The following is a 14,222-nucleotide window of genomic DNA, read 5'->3' as shown; positions in this document are numbered from 1 at the left end:
TCTCAGGATAGGTCGGGCAGCTAGTCGAGTGCCACAAAAAAGCGTTGCCAGCACACTTGCCGGCAACGCTTTTTATCATTTCAGCAGTGAAATTGCCCCTGCGCCCGCCCTGCCGGGTGTGCATCCCTGAAACAGTCCGTATAATCCCCCTTTTGGCACAGTTTTTCATCAGATTCCTATGAAGGTATTCCGCGGACTTCCCAATGCCCATGCACGAGCGCCTTGCGCTCTGACCATCGGCAATTTTGACGGTGTCCACATCGGCCATCAAGCCTTGCTGGCGCGCGTGCGCGGCGCGGCGACCGAACTCGGCATTGAAGCGGCCGTGATGACGTTCGAACCGCACCCGCGCGAATTTTTCGCGCAGCGCGCGGGCGACCTGTCCAAAGCCCCGCAGCGCATCGCCAACTTGCGCGACAAGCTGCAATCGCTGGACGACGCCGGCATCGACCGTGTCGTCGTCGAACACTTCAGCGCCCAGTTCGCCGCCTTGACGCCGCAGGAATTCACGCAAAAAGTCCTCGTCGACGGCTTGCACGTGAAATGGCTGATGGTCGGCGACGATTTCTGCTACGGCGCCAGGCGTGCCGGCGACGTGGCCATGCTGCAGGAAGCGGGCCGCGAATACGGTTTCCATGTGGAAACTTTGCCGACCGTCATGAATGGCAGCACGCGCATCTCCTCGTCCGCTGTGCGCCTGGCCCTGGCCGCCGGAAATTTCCCCCTGGCCACGCAGTTGCTGGGCCACCCTTACGCCATTTCCGGCCATGTCATCCACGGCCAGAAACTGGGCCGCACCCTCGGCTTCCCCACCTTGAACCTGCGCGTGGCGCACCGCCCCGCCCTGTCCGGCGTCTTCATCGTGCAAGTGCACGGCCTGGCGTTGCAGCCGCTGCCCGCCGTGGCCAGCCTGGGCGTGCGCCCTACCGTCGACGACAGCGGCCGCGTCTTGCTGGAAGTGCATCTGTTTGATTTCAATCAATCCTGTTACGGCAAGCTGGTCCGCGTGGAGTTTTTGGAAAAGCTGCGCGACGAAGAAAAGTATGACGACTTGCCGACCCTGACGGCCGCCATCGAGCGCGACTCGAACCAGGCGCGCGCCTATTTTGAGCAGCGCAGCGGCGCCATTACCGCCACCGACCGAATTTGACGCCGGCCAACTCCGCTGCCTGGCGGCACTTGCCGCCACAAACCCGCTGCAAAAATATACTCCATACCATTAAAGAAGAATATGTCCGATCAAAACAAGCCCGCCACGCCCAAGCAGAACAAGAAGCCTGAAAGTAAATACCCGGTCAACATGACGGAAACCCCGTTCCCGATGCGCGGCGACATGGCCAAGCGTGAGCCGCAATGGGTACAGCAATGGCAAGACAAGAAGATTTACGAGCGCGTGCGCAAAGCTGCCGCCGGCCGTCCGAAATTCATCCTGCATGACGGTCCGCCGTACGCGAATGGCGATATCCACCTGGGCCACGCCGTCAACAAGATCCTGAAAGACATGGTCGTCAAGTCGCGCTCGCTGTCCGGTTTCGACGCGCCATATGTACCTGGCTGGGATTGCCACGGTATGCCGATCGAGATCCAGATCGAAAAACTGCATGGCAAGAACCTGCCGACGGCCGACGTGCTGGAAAAGGCCCGCGCCTATGCCAACGTGCAGGTCGAGCGCCAGAAAAAAGATTTCATCCGCCTGGGCGTGCTGGGCGAGTGGGACAACCCGTATCTGACCATGGCGCACGGCAATGAAGCCGACGAATTGCGCGCGCTGGGCAAGCTGCTGGAAAAAGGCTATGTCTACCGCGGCCTGAAGCCCGTCAACTGGTGTTTCGACTGCCAGTCGGCGCTGGCCGAAGCGGAAGTGGAATACGCGGAAAAGCGCGATCCTGCCATCGACGTGGGATTCAAGTTCGCCGAACCGGAAAAATTGGCGGCTGCATTCGGCCTGCCATCGCTGCCGACGGAGAACGGTTTCATCGTCATCTGGACCACCACGCCGTGGACCATCCCGTCGAACCAGGCGCTGAACGTACACCCGGAAGTCAAATACGCGCTGGTGAAAACCGAGCGCGATGGCCAGCCGCAGCTGCTGATCCTGGCGCAAGACCTGGTCGTGGCCAGCCTGGCGCGCTTCAAGCTCGAAGGCACGACGATCGCCACCTGCGACGGCGCGGCCCTGGCGGGCATCAGCTTCCGCCACCCGCTGCATGCGGCGGACGCTTTCTATGACCGTCTCTCGCCGCTGTACCTGGCCGAATACGTGACCACGGAAAGCGGCACGGGCGTGGTGCACTCGGCGCCAGCCTATGGCCTGGACGACTTCATCTCGTGCAAGGCGCACGGCATGAAGGACGACGACATCATCAAGCCCGTCATGGGCGACGGCAAGTTCGCCTCCACCCTGCCCCTGTTCGGCGGCATGAGCATCTGGGAAGCGTCGAAACCGATCTGCGCCGCCCTGAAAGAAGCGGGCGCCCTGTTCGAAGTCAAGATGTTCGACCACAGCTACATGCATTGCTGGCGCCATAAGACGCCGATCATCTACCGCGCCACCTCGCAGTGGTTCGCCGGCATGGACGTGACGCCGAAGGACGGCGGCGCGACCCTGCGCGAGACGGCATTGAAAGGCATCGCCGACACCGAGTTCTTCCCTGACTGGGGCCAGGCGCGCCTGCACGGCATGATCGCCAACCGCCCTGACTGGACCCTGTCGCGCCAGCGCCAGTGGGGCGTGCCGATGGCCTTCATCGTGCACAAGGAAACGGGCGACCTGCATCCGCGCACGCCGGAACTGCTGGAGCAAGTGGCCAAGCTGATTGAGAAGAACGGCATCGAAGCATGGCAGGCGCTGGACTTGCAAGACCTGATCGGCGACGAAGCGGCCATCTACGCCAAGAACAAGGACACGCTGGACGTGTGGTTCGATTCCGGCGCCACGCACCAGACGGTGCTGGGCGGCCCGCAAGGCCACGGTTCGCACTCGACGCAGCTGCAATTCCCGGCCGACCTGTACCTGGAAGGCTCGGACCAGCATCGCGGCTGGTTCCACTCGTCCCTGCTGGTGTCGTCGATGCTGAACGGCCGTCCACCGTACAAGGCCCTGCTGACGCACGGTTTCACGGTCGATGGCGAAGGCAAGAAGATGTCGAAATCGCTGGGCAATACTTTGGCGCCGCAAAAGATCTCGGACACCCTGGGCGCGGACATCCTGCGCCTGTGGATCGCCTCGACCGATTATACGGGCGAGCTGTCGATCTCCGACGAAATCCTGAAACGCGTGACCGAATCGTACCGCCGCATCCGCAACACCCTGCGCTTCCTGCTGGCCAATACCTCGGACTTCAATCCGGCCACGGACGCCGTGCCGGTGGCGGAGATGTTCGAAATCGACCGCTATGCGCTGGCCAACATGGCCTCGCTGCAAACGCAGATCGAAAACAACTACGCGCGCTACGAATTCCACCCGGTCGTGTCGAAGCTGCAAACGTACTGCTCGGAAGACCTGGGCGGCTTCTACCTGGACATCCTGAAGGACCGTTTGTACACTTCGGGCTTGACGTCGCACGCGCGCCGTTCGGCGCAGACGGCCCTGTGGCATATCACGCAAAGCCTGCTGCGCCTGATGGCCCCGGCCCTGTCGTTCACGGCCGAAGAAGCCTGGGCCGTCTTCGCCGGTGCAGAGGCGTATGCCGCCAGCGATGAAACCATCTTCACGCAAACCTGGTGGCAACTGCCGCAAGTGTCGGATGCCGCCGACCTGCTGGAGAAATACACGGCCCTGCGCGCCGTGCGCACGGACGTGACGAAGCAACTGGAAGACTTGCGCACCTCGGGCGCCATCGGTTCCTCGCTGCAGGCGGAACTGACGATCAAGGCCGCGCCGATGAAGTACAAGCTGTTGACGACCCTGGGCGAGGACTTGAAATTCGTCTTCATTACCTCGCAGGCAACGGTAGCCGAAGTGGCTGACGAAGCGGCCGAGGAAGTGCTCGTGGCCGCGTCGACGGCGCCGAAGTGCGAGCGCTGCTGGCACTACCGCAGCGACGTGGGCACGGATGCCGCCCATGCTACCCTGTGCGGCCGCTGCGTCAGCAACCTGTTTGGCAAGGGCGAGGTTCGCCGCTACGCTTAAAACGCTGCGGGGCGGGAATTCATACCCGCTCCCGACCGCTTCCCACCGCCGCTGCCCGCAAGAGTAGCGGCGGCTTTATCTTCCCTGGAAAAATATGGCCACTAAAAACCGTTTTTCATCGAAATCGTCCTCTTCATCGTCGCTGGTACCCTGGCTGGGCATTGCCGCCATCGTCATCCTGTTCGACCAGATCACCAAGATCACGATCCTGAAGACCTTCCGCTATGCGCAGGAGATGGTCATCACCTCGTATTTCAATCTGGTGCTCGCGTATAACAAGGGCGCCGCGTTCAGCTTCTTGTCCGACCAGGGCGGCTGGCAGCGCTATTTCTTCACCGCCATCGCCCTGGCAGCAGCCATCTACATCATTTATCTGCTGAAAAAGCACGCCGGCCAGCGCATGTTCTGCTGGGCCCTGGCGCTGATCCTTGGCGGCGCGCTGGGTAACGCCATCGACCGCCTGATCTACGGCCATGTGGTCGACTTCCTCGACTTCCACTGGAAAAGCTGGGGCCATTTCCCCGCCTTCAACATCGCCGACAGCGCCATCTGCATCGGCGCGGCCCTGTTCATCATCGATGAACTACGCCGGGTAAACAAATAAACACGCAGGAGAACGGCATGGAATTGTCCGGCAAAAAAATCGTCCTGGGACTCTCGGGCGGCGTCGCCTGCTACAAGGCGGCGGAACTGTGCCGCGCGCTGACCAAGTCTGGCGCCTCGGTGCAAGTGGTGATGACGGATGCGGCCAGCCACTTCATCACGGCCGTGACGATGCAGGCGCTGTCGGGCCATCCCGTGCACACCAGCCAGTGGGATGCGCGCATAGCCAACAACATGGCGCATATCGATTTGACGCGCCACGCCGATGCCATCCTGATCGCACCGTGTTCGGCCGATTTTCTGCGCAAGCTGGCGCACGGCGTGTGCGACGACTTGCTGTCGACCCTGTGCCTGGCCCGCCCCGCCCACCTGCCCCTGCTGGTGGCGCCGGCCATGAACGTGGAAATGTGGCAGAACCCGGCCACGCAGCGCAATGTGCAGCAGCTGCGCGACGACGGCATCAAGTTATTTGGCCCTGCGGCCGGCGAACAGGCCTGCGGCGAAGTTGGCCTGGGCCGCATGCTGGAACCGGAACAGCTGCTGACGGAGCTGATCGCCGCGTTCCAGCCGAAAGTCCTGGCGGGCAGGCGCGTGCTGGTCACGGCCGGTCCCACCTTTGAAGCCATCGACCCCGTACGCGGTATCACCAATCTGTCTTCGGGCAAGATGGGCTATGCGGTGGCGCGCGCGGCGCGCGAAGCGGGCGCCGAGGTGCTGCTTATTTCCGGTCCGACGGCCCTGGACGCGCCGTTCGGCGTGTGCCGCATCGATGTGCAAAGCGCGCAGCAGATGCATGATGCGGTACTGGCCCACGTCGACGGCCAGCATGTCTTCGTCGCCGTAGCCGCCGTGGCCGACTGGCGCGTCGCCAACGCCAGCGAACAGAAGATGAAAAAGCAGGCCGACGGCTCAGTGCCCGAACTGCAGTTCGGGCAAAATCCCGACATCCTGGCCACCGTGGCGGCACGCACCAACCTGGCCGGCTATCCCTACTGCGTGGGCTTTGCCGCCGAATCGGAAAACCTGGTGGAATTCGGTTCGACCAAGCGCGAGAAAAAAGGCATTCCCTTGCTGGTTGGCAATATCGGCCAGAACACCTTCGGCCAGGACGACAACACCATCATCCTGTTCGATGAAGAAGGCCATACCGTGCTGCCGCGCGCCTCGAAACTGAACCTGGCGCGCCAGCTGATTTCCGAAATCTCGAAGCGAATCGCCAAGAATTCGCTACTCAAGTAACCCTTTATACGACTTAGCTCAGTTAATCAGATTCATGAAAAATATCGACATCAAGATCCTCGACGCCCGCATGCAAGAACTGTTGCCGGCCTACGCCACGCCCGGCAGCGCCGGACTGGATCTGCGCGCCTGCATAGACGAAGCCATCACCATCGAAGCGGGGCAGACGGTGCTCATTCCCACCGGCCTGGCGATCCACATCGGCGACCCCTCGTATGCGGCCATGATTTTGCCGCGCAGCGGCATGGGCCACAAAAACGGCATCGTTTTAGGGAATCTGGTAGGCTTGATCGACTCCGATTACCAGGGTCAGCTGATGGTATCGACCTGGAACCGGGGCCAGAGCGCATTCACGCTCAATCCCATGGAACGCCTGGCACAACTGATTATCGTGCCGGTGCTGCAAGTGGGCTTTAACGTCGTCGAGGAATTCGGCGACAGCGAACGCGGTGCTGGCGGTTTCGGCAGCACCGGCAAACATTAAGGATTTTCTTATGCCAGGTTTCCGCCATCTGATCCCAGCCCAGACTTCGCTGCGCCGATTGGCCACTCCCCTCTTGTTGGCCGGCGTGGCCATTCTGGCCGGCTGCACCACGCCGACGACGAATGTCAGTGGCCCGTTCAACGTCGTGCCGGCGCCCGACGCGCCGGCACTGACGGCGCAACAGAAGGCGGCGCAGGAAGACCTGGTGAAGATGGTGGCGCTGCAGGACCGCCTGTCGAAAGTCTCGGCGCCCCTGCTGATCAACAATGCGGACCTGTGCAAGACGTACGCGCGCAACCTGCTGGGCTTCACGGCGCAGAACAAATACTCCTACCCGGGCATCTATGCAGACGCGGCGCAGGCTGCGCTCGGCTACGGCGAACAGATGCAGGTCTCGGGCGTGCTGCCTGGCAGCGGCGCCGCGCGCGCCGGCTTGCGCAGGGGCGATGGCTTGCTGGCCGCCGAAGGCAAGCCGCTGCCCTCCGGTCCCAAGGCCGAAGGCCCGTTCGGCGCCATCGTCGGTCCGCTGGCCTCCAAGAGCGCCAGCCTGAACATGACCATCGCCCGCGACGGCCAGCAACAGGACTTGAAGATTCCCGTCACACGCGCCTGCGCCTTCCGCGTCGCCCTGGGCAATGCGGACAATATCAACGCGTATTCGGACGGCGCGCGCATCATGCTCACGCGCGGCATGGTCAATGCGGCGCAAAACGACGAAGGCATCGCCTTCGTCATCGCCCGCGAAATGGCGCACAACATCCTCGATCACGCGCGCAGCCAGCGCACGGCGGGTACGGCCGGCAGCATCATCGACAGCCTGGGCGCCGTGCAGCCCGACGTCTCAATGCTGACGGGCGCCGCCGGCATCAAGGCCATGCCGCAGGAACTCGACGTGCAAGCCGACACCCTGGCCATCTACCTGCTGGCGCGCGCTGGCTACAATGTCGACAACGCTGCACGCTTCTGGCAGCGCCTGGCCACGCAAGTGCCGGCCACGGTGGCCAACGGCTACACGGCCCTGCATCCGGGCACCAACTCGCGCATGGCGGCCATCAACCGCGCCGTCACGGACGTGCGCGCAAAGCAGGCGGCAAAAAAGCCGCTCAAGCCTTAGAACGCCTACCATAACCTACTGCGCGTCGCGCTTTGCGGTCTGCGATGCTCACTGTGCTCAAGCACAGTTGCGCTTCTCGGCCACAAATCGCTGCCGCTCGCTACGGTTCTGTCAGACGTTCTTCAACCTGATGCAGCAGGTTTGCTCAGGCGCCCGGGAAGTTCGGGAAGTAGGTGCCCATGATCCAGGTCAGGGCACCGCAGAACACCACGGCTAAAAACAGGACAACGAGCAGCTTGCCGAACTTGGGAATACCCTCTTCTTGCGTCTTGACTTCATTTGACATGAAAATTCTCCGCAGGGTGGTGGAACCGGTAGTATATCCACAATCTTGAATAGTATTCCATACTTTGCCGCAAACATGCGGCATCCAACTCTCGCGGCCCATGGACAGCATCGACCTTGAAGTTCTGAAAACCAGCGCCGCCTGGCTCGCCGCCGGCCACCGCTGCGAACTCGTCACCGTCGTCAAGACCTGGGGCTCCAGCCCCCGTCCCGTGGGCGCCACCCTGGCCATCTGCGACGATGGCACGGTGGTCGGTTCCGTTTCCGGCGGCTGCATCGAGGATGACCTGATCGACACCGTCCGCGTGCACGGCATCGTGCGCACGCAGCCCGACATCGTCAGCTACGGCATCAGCGCCGATGAGGCGCACCGCTTCGGCCTGCCCTGCGGCGGCACCATCGAACTGGCCATCGAACCGCTGCATGCAGGCAGCGGCGTGGCCCAACTGCTGGCGCGCCTGGAAGCGCATGAACTGGTCGAACGCCGGCTCGACCTACACAGCGGCGCCGTCACCCTGCACACCGCCGTGCCGGGCGCCGTGCTGGCCCGGGAAGGCGCGGTACTCACCACGCAGCACGGCCCGCGCTGGCGTTTGCTGATCATCGGCGCCAGCCAGCTGTCGCGCTTCGTGGCGCAAATCGCCACGGCCATGGATTACCACGTCATCGTCTGCGACCCGCGCGAAGAATACCGGGGCGGCTGGAACGTGCCGGGCGTGCCGCTGCTGCACGCCATGCCCGACGATCTGGTGCTGGAATTAAAGCTTGACAGCCGCAGCGCCGTCGTCGCCCTCACGCACGATCCCAAGCTCGACGACCTGGCCCTGATGGAAGCACTCAAATCTCCTGCCTTTTACGTGGGCGCCATCGGCTCGCGCGCCAACAATGCAAAGCGCCGCGAGCGTCTGCTGCAGTTCGACGTCAGTGCCGGGCAGCTGGCGCGCCTGCATGCGCCCATCGGCCTGTACATCGGCAGCAAGACGCCGGCCGAAATCGCCATCTCCATCCTGGCAGAACTGACGGCCGTGAAAAACGGCGTGCCCGAGGCGCTGCAGATCCAGCATGCGGCCGCCTTGACGCCGCCTAACCCGGACCTCTGCGTGCGCTGAAGTCTGAAAGCAAGAAACAAGATGCGCCAGGGGCGCGCCCCTGCTACCTTCCCTGACTTTGGCCCACCATGACCCTGCTGCACTGGACGCTCCCCCTGCCCGCCGGCTACCGCCGCGACAATGTCATCGCCTTCCACAGCCGTGATGCGCAAGGCGTGGCGGAACAGGTCACCGCGACAGGCTTGCGCAAGGGCATCCTGCTGGCCGGCGTGCCTGTCGTGCTGGATGTGGCGTTCACGGACGCTGCGGCCGTCTGCCAGGCCGAGATCGACGGCAGCGCCAGTGGCGATCTGCAAACGCCGCTGCACGGCGTCTTGCTCAACATCCTCGGCCTGCGCATCGATCCGCAGCCATTCGCCCAACTGGCCGCCGGCGACCCGCTGCTGGCGCCTTTGATTCGCCTCAACCCGGGCTTGCGCATCGTGCAATCGGCCAGCCCCTTCGAGGCGCTGACCTGGGCCATCATCGGCCAGCAGATCAACCTGTCGTTCGCCATTTCACTGCGCCGCACCTTTATCTTGCAGGCGGGGCGCCAGCACGGCAGCGGTTTGTGGTGCTACCCGGAGGCGCGCGACGTGGCAAGGTTGTCGATGGAAGAACTGACCAGCCGTAAATTCTCGCGCGCCAAGGCGGAAACCGTGCTGCGCCTGGCGCATCTCGTCAACGACGGAGAGCTGTCGCTTGAGCTGCCGCAGTCCGGCGACGTGGCAGCCATTTCGCAAGCGCTGCTGGCCGTGAAGGGCATCGGCCCCTGGACCGTCAACTACGCGCTGCTGCGCGGCTACGGCTACGCCGACTGTTCGCTGCACGGCGACGTGGCCATCCGCGCCGCCCTGCAAAAGCTGCTCGGCGAGGAGGTAAAACCGGACATGGCGCGCACGGAACAATGGCTGCGCCAGTACGCGCCGCACCGCACCATGGCCGCCGCCCACCTGTGGGCCAGCCTGCATGCACCGGAAAAAAATAATGCGCCAGAACGGGAATAAACGGCGGGTGGTCAACGTCTATCCCTTGCAAGCCCCACAAACCACAAGGAGACCATCATGCGCTTTACCACTATCGCCACCCTCGCCGCCCTGCTTTCCGCCCCGCTGGCCTTCGCCGCCGACGTCATGCCCGCCAACGGCATGCTGGTCAACGCCACCGGCATGACCGTGTATATGTTCGACAAGGATGTCGCCGACAGCGGCAAGAGCGCCTGCAGCGGCGGCTGCCTGGTTGCCTGGCCTGCCGTCATCGCCACCGACGCTGCGCCCGCCGCCCCGTATGGCAGCATCAAGCGCGAAGACAACGGTGCCATGCAGCTGACCTACAAGGGCAAGCCCTTGTACCTGTACAAGGAAGACAAGAAGCCGGGCGACGTGGCCGGCGACAAGTTCAAGAACGTGTGGCACGTCGTCAAGCCGTAAGCCTCCCTTCCCGCCCCGACGATGACCACGCCAGAGGACAGCGGCCAGCTGCAAGCCTGCCTGCCCGGCCTGCGCCGCTATGCGCGCGCGCTGGTGGGTGCCCTGCATGCGGACGACTTGGTGCAGGACACCGTGGAGCGGGCCTGGCGCAGGCTGGATCAATGGCAGCGGGGCAGCGACATGCGGCCCTGGCTGTTCTCCATCATGCACAACCTGCACGTGGATCAGCTGCGCCGCCCCGGCCTGGCACTGCAGGAGCTGGACGACGACAGCGTGCTGCCCGCCCCGGAGCGCGCGCCGGGGCAAGCCATCGCCATCGGCGAAATGGATGCGGCGCTGGCCCGTTTGCCGCTGGGACAGCGCGAAGTAATCCTGCTGGTCGCGCTCGAACAAATGCCGTACGAGCAGGTGGCGTCCACGCTGGACATCCCCGTCGGCACCGTGATGTCGCGACTGTCGCGCGGGCGCGATAAACTGCGCACCCTGCTCGATGGTCGCCCTGCCGGCAGCCAGGGCAGCGGCCCTCCCATCCTGAAAGTCGTGAAATGACAATGCAAGCCATCAGCGAAGCGCAATTGCATGCCCTGGCCGACGACGTCTTGCCGGAAGAGCAGCGCGCGGCCATCGATGCCTACCTGCGCGCGCATCCGCAAGACGCTGCCAGGGTCGCCGCCTGGCGCGAGCAAAACCGGCAATTGCGCGCCCTGTTTGATCCTCTGCAGCAGGAAGCCGTGCCGCCGGCGCTGCTGCAGGCGGCGGCCCCGCCGGCCGCCAACCATGGCTGGTACCGCCCCGCCATGCAGGCGGCAGCGGCCGTCGTGCTGGTGTTCGCTGGCGGCATGGGCGGCTGGCTGTTGCGCGGCAGCGTGACCACCGGCGCCAACCCGATCTCCCTGGCGCGCAGCGCCGCCATCGCCCATGCCGTCTACACGCCAGAAGTGCGCCACCCAGTGGAAGTGGGGGTCGAACGAGAGGCGCACCTGGTGCAATGGCTGTCGAAACGCCTGGGCAGCACCTTGCAGCCGCCCGCGCTGTCGCCGCTCGGCTACCACTTGATCGGCGGGCGCCTGCTGCCCGGCGATGGCGACGGCCCCGTGGCGCAGTTCATGTACGAAGAGGGCACTGGCAAACGCCTGACCCTGTACGTGGCCAAGGAACGGGCCGGCAGGCAGGAAACAGCCTTCCGCTACACGCAGGAAAAGGACCTGGGCGTGTTTTACTGGATCGATGGCCAGATGGGCTACGCCCTCTCGGCCAAGCTGCCGAAAGCCGAGTTGGGCAAGATCGCCGACGCCGTGTATGCGCAGCTGGAACAGCCGCGCTGAAGCAGGCCGGTTGGTGCTACCATCCCATACTGATGCACTCATGCGTATGTCGGATGGCCGTCGCGCTTCGCCGCACCATCACCCACTTCGCCTGCGCGGCGCAACTGGCTCAAGGCCGCCGGCGCGCTGGCCGCTCTGAGCCTGGTGGCCAGCCCTTCCGGCCTGGTGATGGCGGCCGACGCCGTCAAATACGGCGGCGACAAGATGGCCGGCGGCGTGGTCGACGACACCCTGGTCTTCCTGTCGATCGGCGCCGACGGCATCGTCACCATCGTGGCGCGCCGCTCCGAAATGGGCCAGGGCATCCGCACCAGCCTGCCCATGGTGGCGGCCGATGAACTGGGCGCCGACTGGGCGCAGGTGCGCGTGCAGCAGGCGCCTGCCGACGAGGCGCGCTACGGCAGCCAGGATACGGACGGCTCGCGCAGCATGCGCCACTCGTTCCGCGCCATGCGCCACGTGGGCGCCACGGCGCGCCTGATGCTGGAAACGGCAGCCGCCGTGCGCTGGGACGTGCCTGTAACGGAAGTCAAAGCCGCCAACCATGCGGTCGTGCATGCGGCCAGCGGCCGCTCTCTGTCGTTCGGCGCCCTGGCCGAAGACGCTGCCAAACTGCCAGTGCCGCCGCGCGCGCGCATCCGCCTGAAAACGGCCGGCGAGCTGCGTTATATAGGCCAAAGCAGCACGCGCGGCATCGACTTGCATGACATCGTCACTGGCAACACCCACTTCGGCATCGACACGCGCCTCGATGGCATGGCGTATGCCGTCATCGCCCGTCCTCCCGTATTTGGCGGCAAGCTGAAAAGCGTGGACAAGACGGCGGCCCTGAAGGTGCCTGGCGTGCTGCGCATCGTTGAACTGGCAGGCAGTCCGCCGCCTGCCATGTTCAACCCATTGAGCGGCGTGGCGGTCATTGCCAGCAACACCTGGGCCGCCATCAAGGGCCGCGAAGCGCTGGTGATGGAATGGGACGATGGCCCGAATGGCAGCTACGATTCGAAGGCTTTCCGCAAGACCCTGGAAGCGGCCGTGCGCCAGCCGGCCAGCCCGGCGCGCGACCAGGGCAAGACGGTGGCCACCCTGGCCGCCGCCACCGTGCGCATCGCCGACGGCAAGGCCGAAGTGTGGGCCTGCGTGCAGGCGCCGCAAGCGACGCGCAGCAACGTTGCCAAGGCCCTGGGTCTGGCGTATGACGACGTGACCGTCCACGTGACCCTGCTGGGCGGCGGCTTCGGGCGCAAATCGAAACCCGATTTCGCCGTCGAAGCGGCACTGCTGTCCAAAGCCATGGATGGCGCACCCGTCAAGCTGACGTGGACGCGCGACGACGATCTGCAGCACGACTATCTGCACACGGTATCCGTCGAACGGCTGGAAGCGTCGTTCGACGCCAGAGGCATGCCGACGGCCTGGCTGCACCGCACGGCTGCGCCCACCATCACCTCGACCTTTGCCGTCGGCGCGAACAAGCAGGCGCCGTTCGAGCTGGGCATGTCGGCCATCAATGTGCCGTATGCGATTGCGAACATCCGCGTCGAAGTGTCGGAAGTGCCGGCGCATACGCGCATCGGCTGGTTCCGTTCCGTCTCGAACATCCCGCACGCGTTTGCCATCCAGTCGTTCACGGCCGAACTGGCGCATGCAGCGAAAAAAGATCATCGCGACTACCTGCTGGATTTACTCGGGCCGGCGCGCAAGATCAACCCGGCCGACCTGTCCGATGGCTGGAACTATGGCGCAGACCCGGCGAAGTATCCGGTCGACATCGGCCGCATGCGCCACGTGATCGAGCTGGCCACTGCCAATGCGGGCTGGGGCCGCAAGCTGCCCAAGGGACGAGGACTGGGCCTGGCCGTGTCCTACAGTTTCGTCACCTATGTGGCGGCCGTGATCGAGGTGGAGATCAACGCGGCCGGTGAAGTCAGCGTGCCCAGGGTCGATATCGCCATGGATTGCGGACCGCAGATCAACCCGGACCGCGTGCGCTCGCAGATCGAAGGCGCCTGCATCATGGGCCTGTCGCTGGCCATGAGCGGCGAAATCAGTTTCAAGAATGGCAGAGTCGAGCAAAGCAATTTCCACGACTATGCCGTGCTGCGCGCCGCCGATGCACCGCACGTAATCCACACGCACCTGGTGCCGGGCACCCTGGACATGGAGCTGGGCGGCGTAGGCGAGCCGGCCACGCCGCCCATCGCGCCGGCCCTGTGCAACGCCATCTTCGCCGCCACGGGCAAGTGCATCCGCGCCCTGCCCGTCGGCATGCAGCTGGCGAAAAAGGCTTAGCAGGGTGTTGAATTAATCGCCGTGCCCGTCAACCATCACGGGCCGGTAAACGTTGTTTCATCAGCCCCACTTTCCCACCGCCATCATGCGCAAGACCGACGTCACCCAGCACTCTCTGTACAGTTACCGCTCGTTGGAGGAACGCATCCCGGATGCGCATCCCTTGCGCAAATTGCGAGTACTGGTCGATGCCATCCTGGCCAACATGAACGATGATTTCCAGGCGCTGTATT

13 protein-coding genes and 1 pseudogene are annotated in these 14,222 nt (G+C 64.2%); 13 read left to right on the top strand and 1 reads right to left on the bottom strand.

Translation table 11 applies throughout. The features are described 5' to 3' along the window. Positions 1 to 178 precede the first annotated feature (178 nt). The 6 genes from CSZ94_RS01970 to CSZ94_RS01945 all read left to right on the top strand — a co-directional run bounded on the left by CSZ94_RS01970 (position 179) and on the right by CSZ94_RS01945 (position 7,572). Positions 179 to 1,150, top strand: coding sequence for a bifunctional riboflavin kinase/FAD synthetase (locus CSZ94_RS01970; RefSeq protein WP_102119963.1), 972 nt, complete (start codon positions 179 to 181; stop codon positions 1,148 to 1,150). An 81-nt stretch (positions 1,151 to 1,231) separates the two neighbouring features. Beyond that, positions 1,232 to 4,132, top strand: a complete 2,901-nt coding sequence (gene ileS / locus CSZ94_RS01965) for an isoleucine--tRNA ligase (RefSeq protein ID WP_102119962.1) — start codon at positions 1,232 to 1,234, stop codon at positions 4,130 to 4,132. Positions 4,133 to 4,226: 94 nt separating this feature from the next. Next, on the top strand, positions 4,227 to 4,736 hold the full coding sequence (lspA, locus tag CSZ94_RS01960; RefSeq protein WP_102119961.1) for a signal peptidase II: 510 nt from the start codon (positions 4,227 to 4,229) through the stop codon (positions 4,734 to 4,736). Between the two features lie 17 nt (positions 4,737 to 4,753). Further along, positions 4,754 to 5,974, top strand: coding sequence for a bifunctional phosphopantothenoylcysteine decarboxylase/phosphopantothenate--cysteine ligase CoaBC (coaBC, locus tag CSZ94_RS01955; RefSeq protein WP_102119960.1), 1,221 nt, complete (start codon positions 4,754 to 4,756; stop codon positions 5,972 to 5,974). A 34-nt stretch (positions 5,975 to 6,008) separates the two neighbouring features. Then, positions 6,009 to 6,458: a dUTP diphosphatase gene (dut, locus tag CSZ94_RS01950; RefSeq protein WP_102119959.1), complete on the top strand. Its 450-nt coding sequence runs from the start codon at positions 6,009 to 6,011 to the stop codon at positions 6,456 to 6,458. Between the two features lie 10 nt (positions 6,459 to 6,468). After that, positions 6,469 to 7,572 (top strand): M48 family metallopeptidase, encoded by a 1,104-nt coding sequence (locus CSZ94_RS01945; protein WP_102119958.1) that lies wholly within the window; start codon positions 6,469 to 6,471, stop codon positions 7,570 to 7,572. Between the two features lie 145 nt (positions 7,573 to 7,717). Here the strand turns inward: CSZ94_RS01945 and CSZ94_RS27860 are convergent, their stop codons facing one another. Beyond that, on the bottom strand, positions 7,718 to 7,858 hold the full coding sequence (locus CSZ94_RS27860) for a hypothetical protein (protein WP_180977326.1): 141 nt from the start codon (positions 7,856 to 7,858) through the stop codon (positions 7,718 to 7,720). Between the two features lie 100 nt (positions 7,859 to 7,958). Here CSZ94_RS27860 and CSZ94_RS01935 point away from each other — a divergent pair, with 100 nt between their 5' ends. The 7 genes and pseudogenes from CSZ94_RS01935 to CSZ94_RS28430 all read left to right on the top strand — a co-directional run. Further along, positions 7,959 to 8,966, top strand: a complete 1,008-nt coding sequence (locus CSZ94_RS01935) for an XdhC family protein (RefSeq protein WP_102119956.1) — start codon at positions 7,959 to 7,961, stop codon at positions 8,964 to 8,966. A 68-nt stretch (positions 8,967 to 9,034) separates the two neighbouring features. Then, entirely contained in the window at positions 9,035 to 9,952 is a 918-nt protein-coding gene (locus CSZ94_RS01930; protein ID WP_102119955.1) for a DNA-3-methyladenine glycosylase family protein, read from the top strand. A gap of 57 nt (positions 9,953 to 10,009) precedes the next feature. Continuing rightward, entirely contained in the window at positions 10,010 to 10,375 is a 366-nt protein-coding gene (locus CSZ94_RS01925) for a COG4315 family predicted lipoprotein (RefSeq protein ID WP_102119954.1), read from the top strand. Between the two features lie 21 nt (positions 10,376 to 10,396). Continuing rightward, a complete protein-coding gene (locus CSZ94_RS01920; RefSeq protein ID WP_102119953.1) occupies positions 10,397 to 10,924 on the top strand; it encodes an RNA polymerase sigma factor in 528 nt (175 codons plus the stop codon). 2 nt (positions 10,925 to 10,926) lie between these two features. Beyond that, positions 10,927 to 11,700: an anti-sigma factor family protein gene (locus tag CSZ94_RS01915; protein WP_308410529.1), complete on the top strand. Its 774-nt coding sequence runs from the start codon at positions 10,927 to 10,929 to the stop codon at positions 11,698 to 11,700. 144 nt (positions 11,701 to 11,844) lie between these two features. Continuing rightward, on the top strand, positions 11,845 to 13,989 hold the full coding sequence (locus tag CSZ94_RS01910; protein ID WP_374703554.1) for a xanthine dehydrogenase family protein molybdopterin-binding subunit: 2,145 nt from the start codon (positions 11,845 to 11,847) through the stop codon (positions 13,987 to 13,989). 85 nt (positions 13,990 to 14,074) lie between these two features. Continuing rightward, positions 14,075 to 14,222, top strand: a pseudogene (locus CSZ94_RS28430) (IS5/IS1182 family transposase); the annotation flags it as partial.

Source organism: Janthinobacterium sp. ROICE36 (assembly GCF_002869965.1).
Lineage (GTDB): Bacteria > Pseudomonadota > Gammaproteobacteria > Burkholderiales > Burkholderiaceae_D > Janthinobacterium.
Note: the sequence above shows the minus strand (reverse complement) of the source record. Positions and strands in the feature narration are given on the sequence as shown.

Excerpts from the sequence above, each read along its gene's own strand:
- CSZ94_RS01970 (WP_102119963.1), top strand. The coding sequence starts at position 179 with ATGAAGGTATTCCGCGGACTTCCCAATGCCCATGCACGAGCGCCTTGC.
- ileS (WP_102119962.1), top strand. The coding sequence starts at position 1,232 with ATGTCCGATCAAAACAAGCCCGCCACGCCCAAGCAGAACAAGAAGCCT.
- lspA (WP_102119961.1), top strand. The coding sequence starts at position 4,227 with ATGGCCACTAAAAACCGTTTTTCATCGAAATCGTCCTCTTCATCGTCG.
- coaBC (WP_102119960.1), top strand. The coding sequence starts at position 4,754 with ATGGAATTGTCCGGCAAAAAAATCGTCCTGGGACTCTCGGGCGGCGTC.
- dut (WP_102119959.1), top strand. The coding sequence starts at position 6,009 with ATGAAAAATATCGACATCAAGATCCTCGACGCCCGCATGCAAGAACTG.
- CSZ94_RS01945 (WP_102119958.1), top strand. The coding sequence starts at position 6,469 with ATGCCAGGTTTCCGCCATCTGATCCCAGCCCAGACTTCGCTGCGCCGA.
- CSZ94_RS27860 (WP_180977326.1), bottom strand. The coding sequence starts at position 7,858 with ATGTCAAATGAAGTCAAGACGCAAGAAGAGGGTATTCCCAAGTTCGGC.
- CSZ94_RS01935 (WP_102119956.1), top strand. The coding sequence starts at position 7,959 with ATGGACAGCATCGACCTTGAAGTTCTGAAAACCAGCGCCGCCTGGCTC.
- CSZ94_RS01930 (WP_102119955.1), top strand. The coding sequence starts at position 9,035 with ATGACCCTGCTGCACTGGACGCTCCCCCTGCCCGCCGGCTACCGCCGC.
- CSZ94_RS01925 (WP_102119954.1), top strand. The coding sequence starts at position 10,010 with ATGCGCTTTACCACTATCGCCACCCTCGCCGCCCTGCTTTCCGCCCCG.
- CSZ94_RS01920 (WP_102119953.1), top strand. The coding sequence starts at position 10,397 with ATGACCACGCCAGAGGACAGCGGCCAGCTGCAAGCCTGCCTGCCCGGC.
- CSZ94_RS01915 (WP_308410529.1), top strand. The coding sequence starts at position 10,927 with ATGCAAGCCATCAGCGAAGCGCAATTGCATGCCCTGGCCGACGACGTC.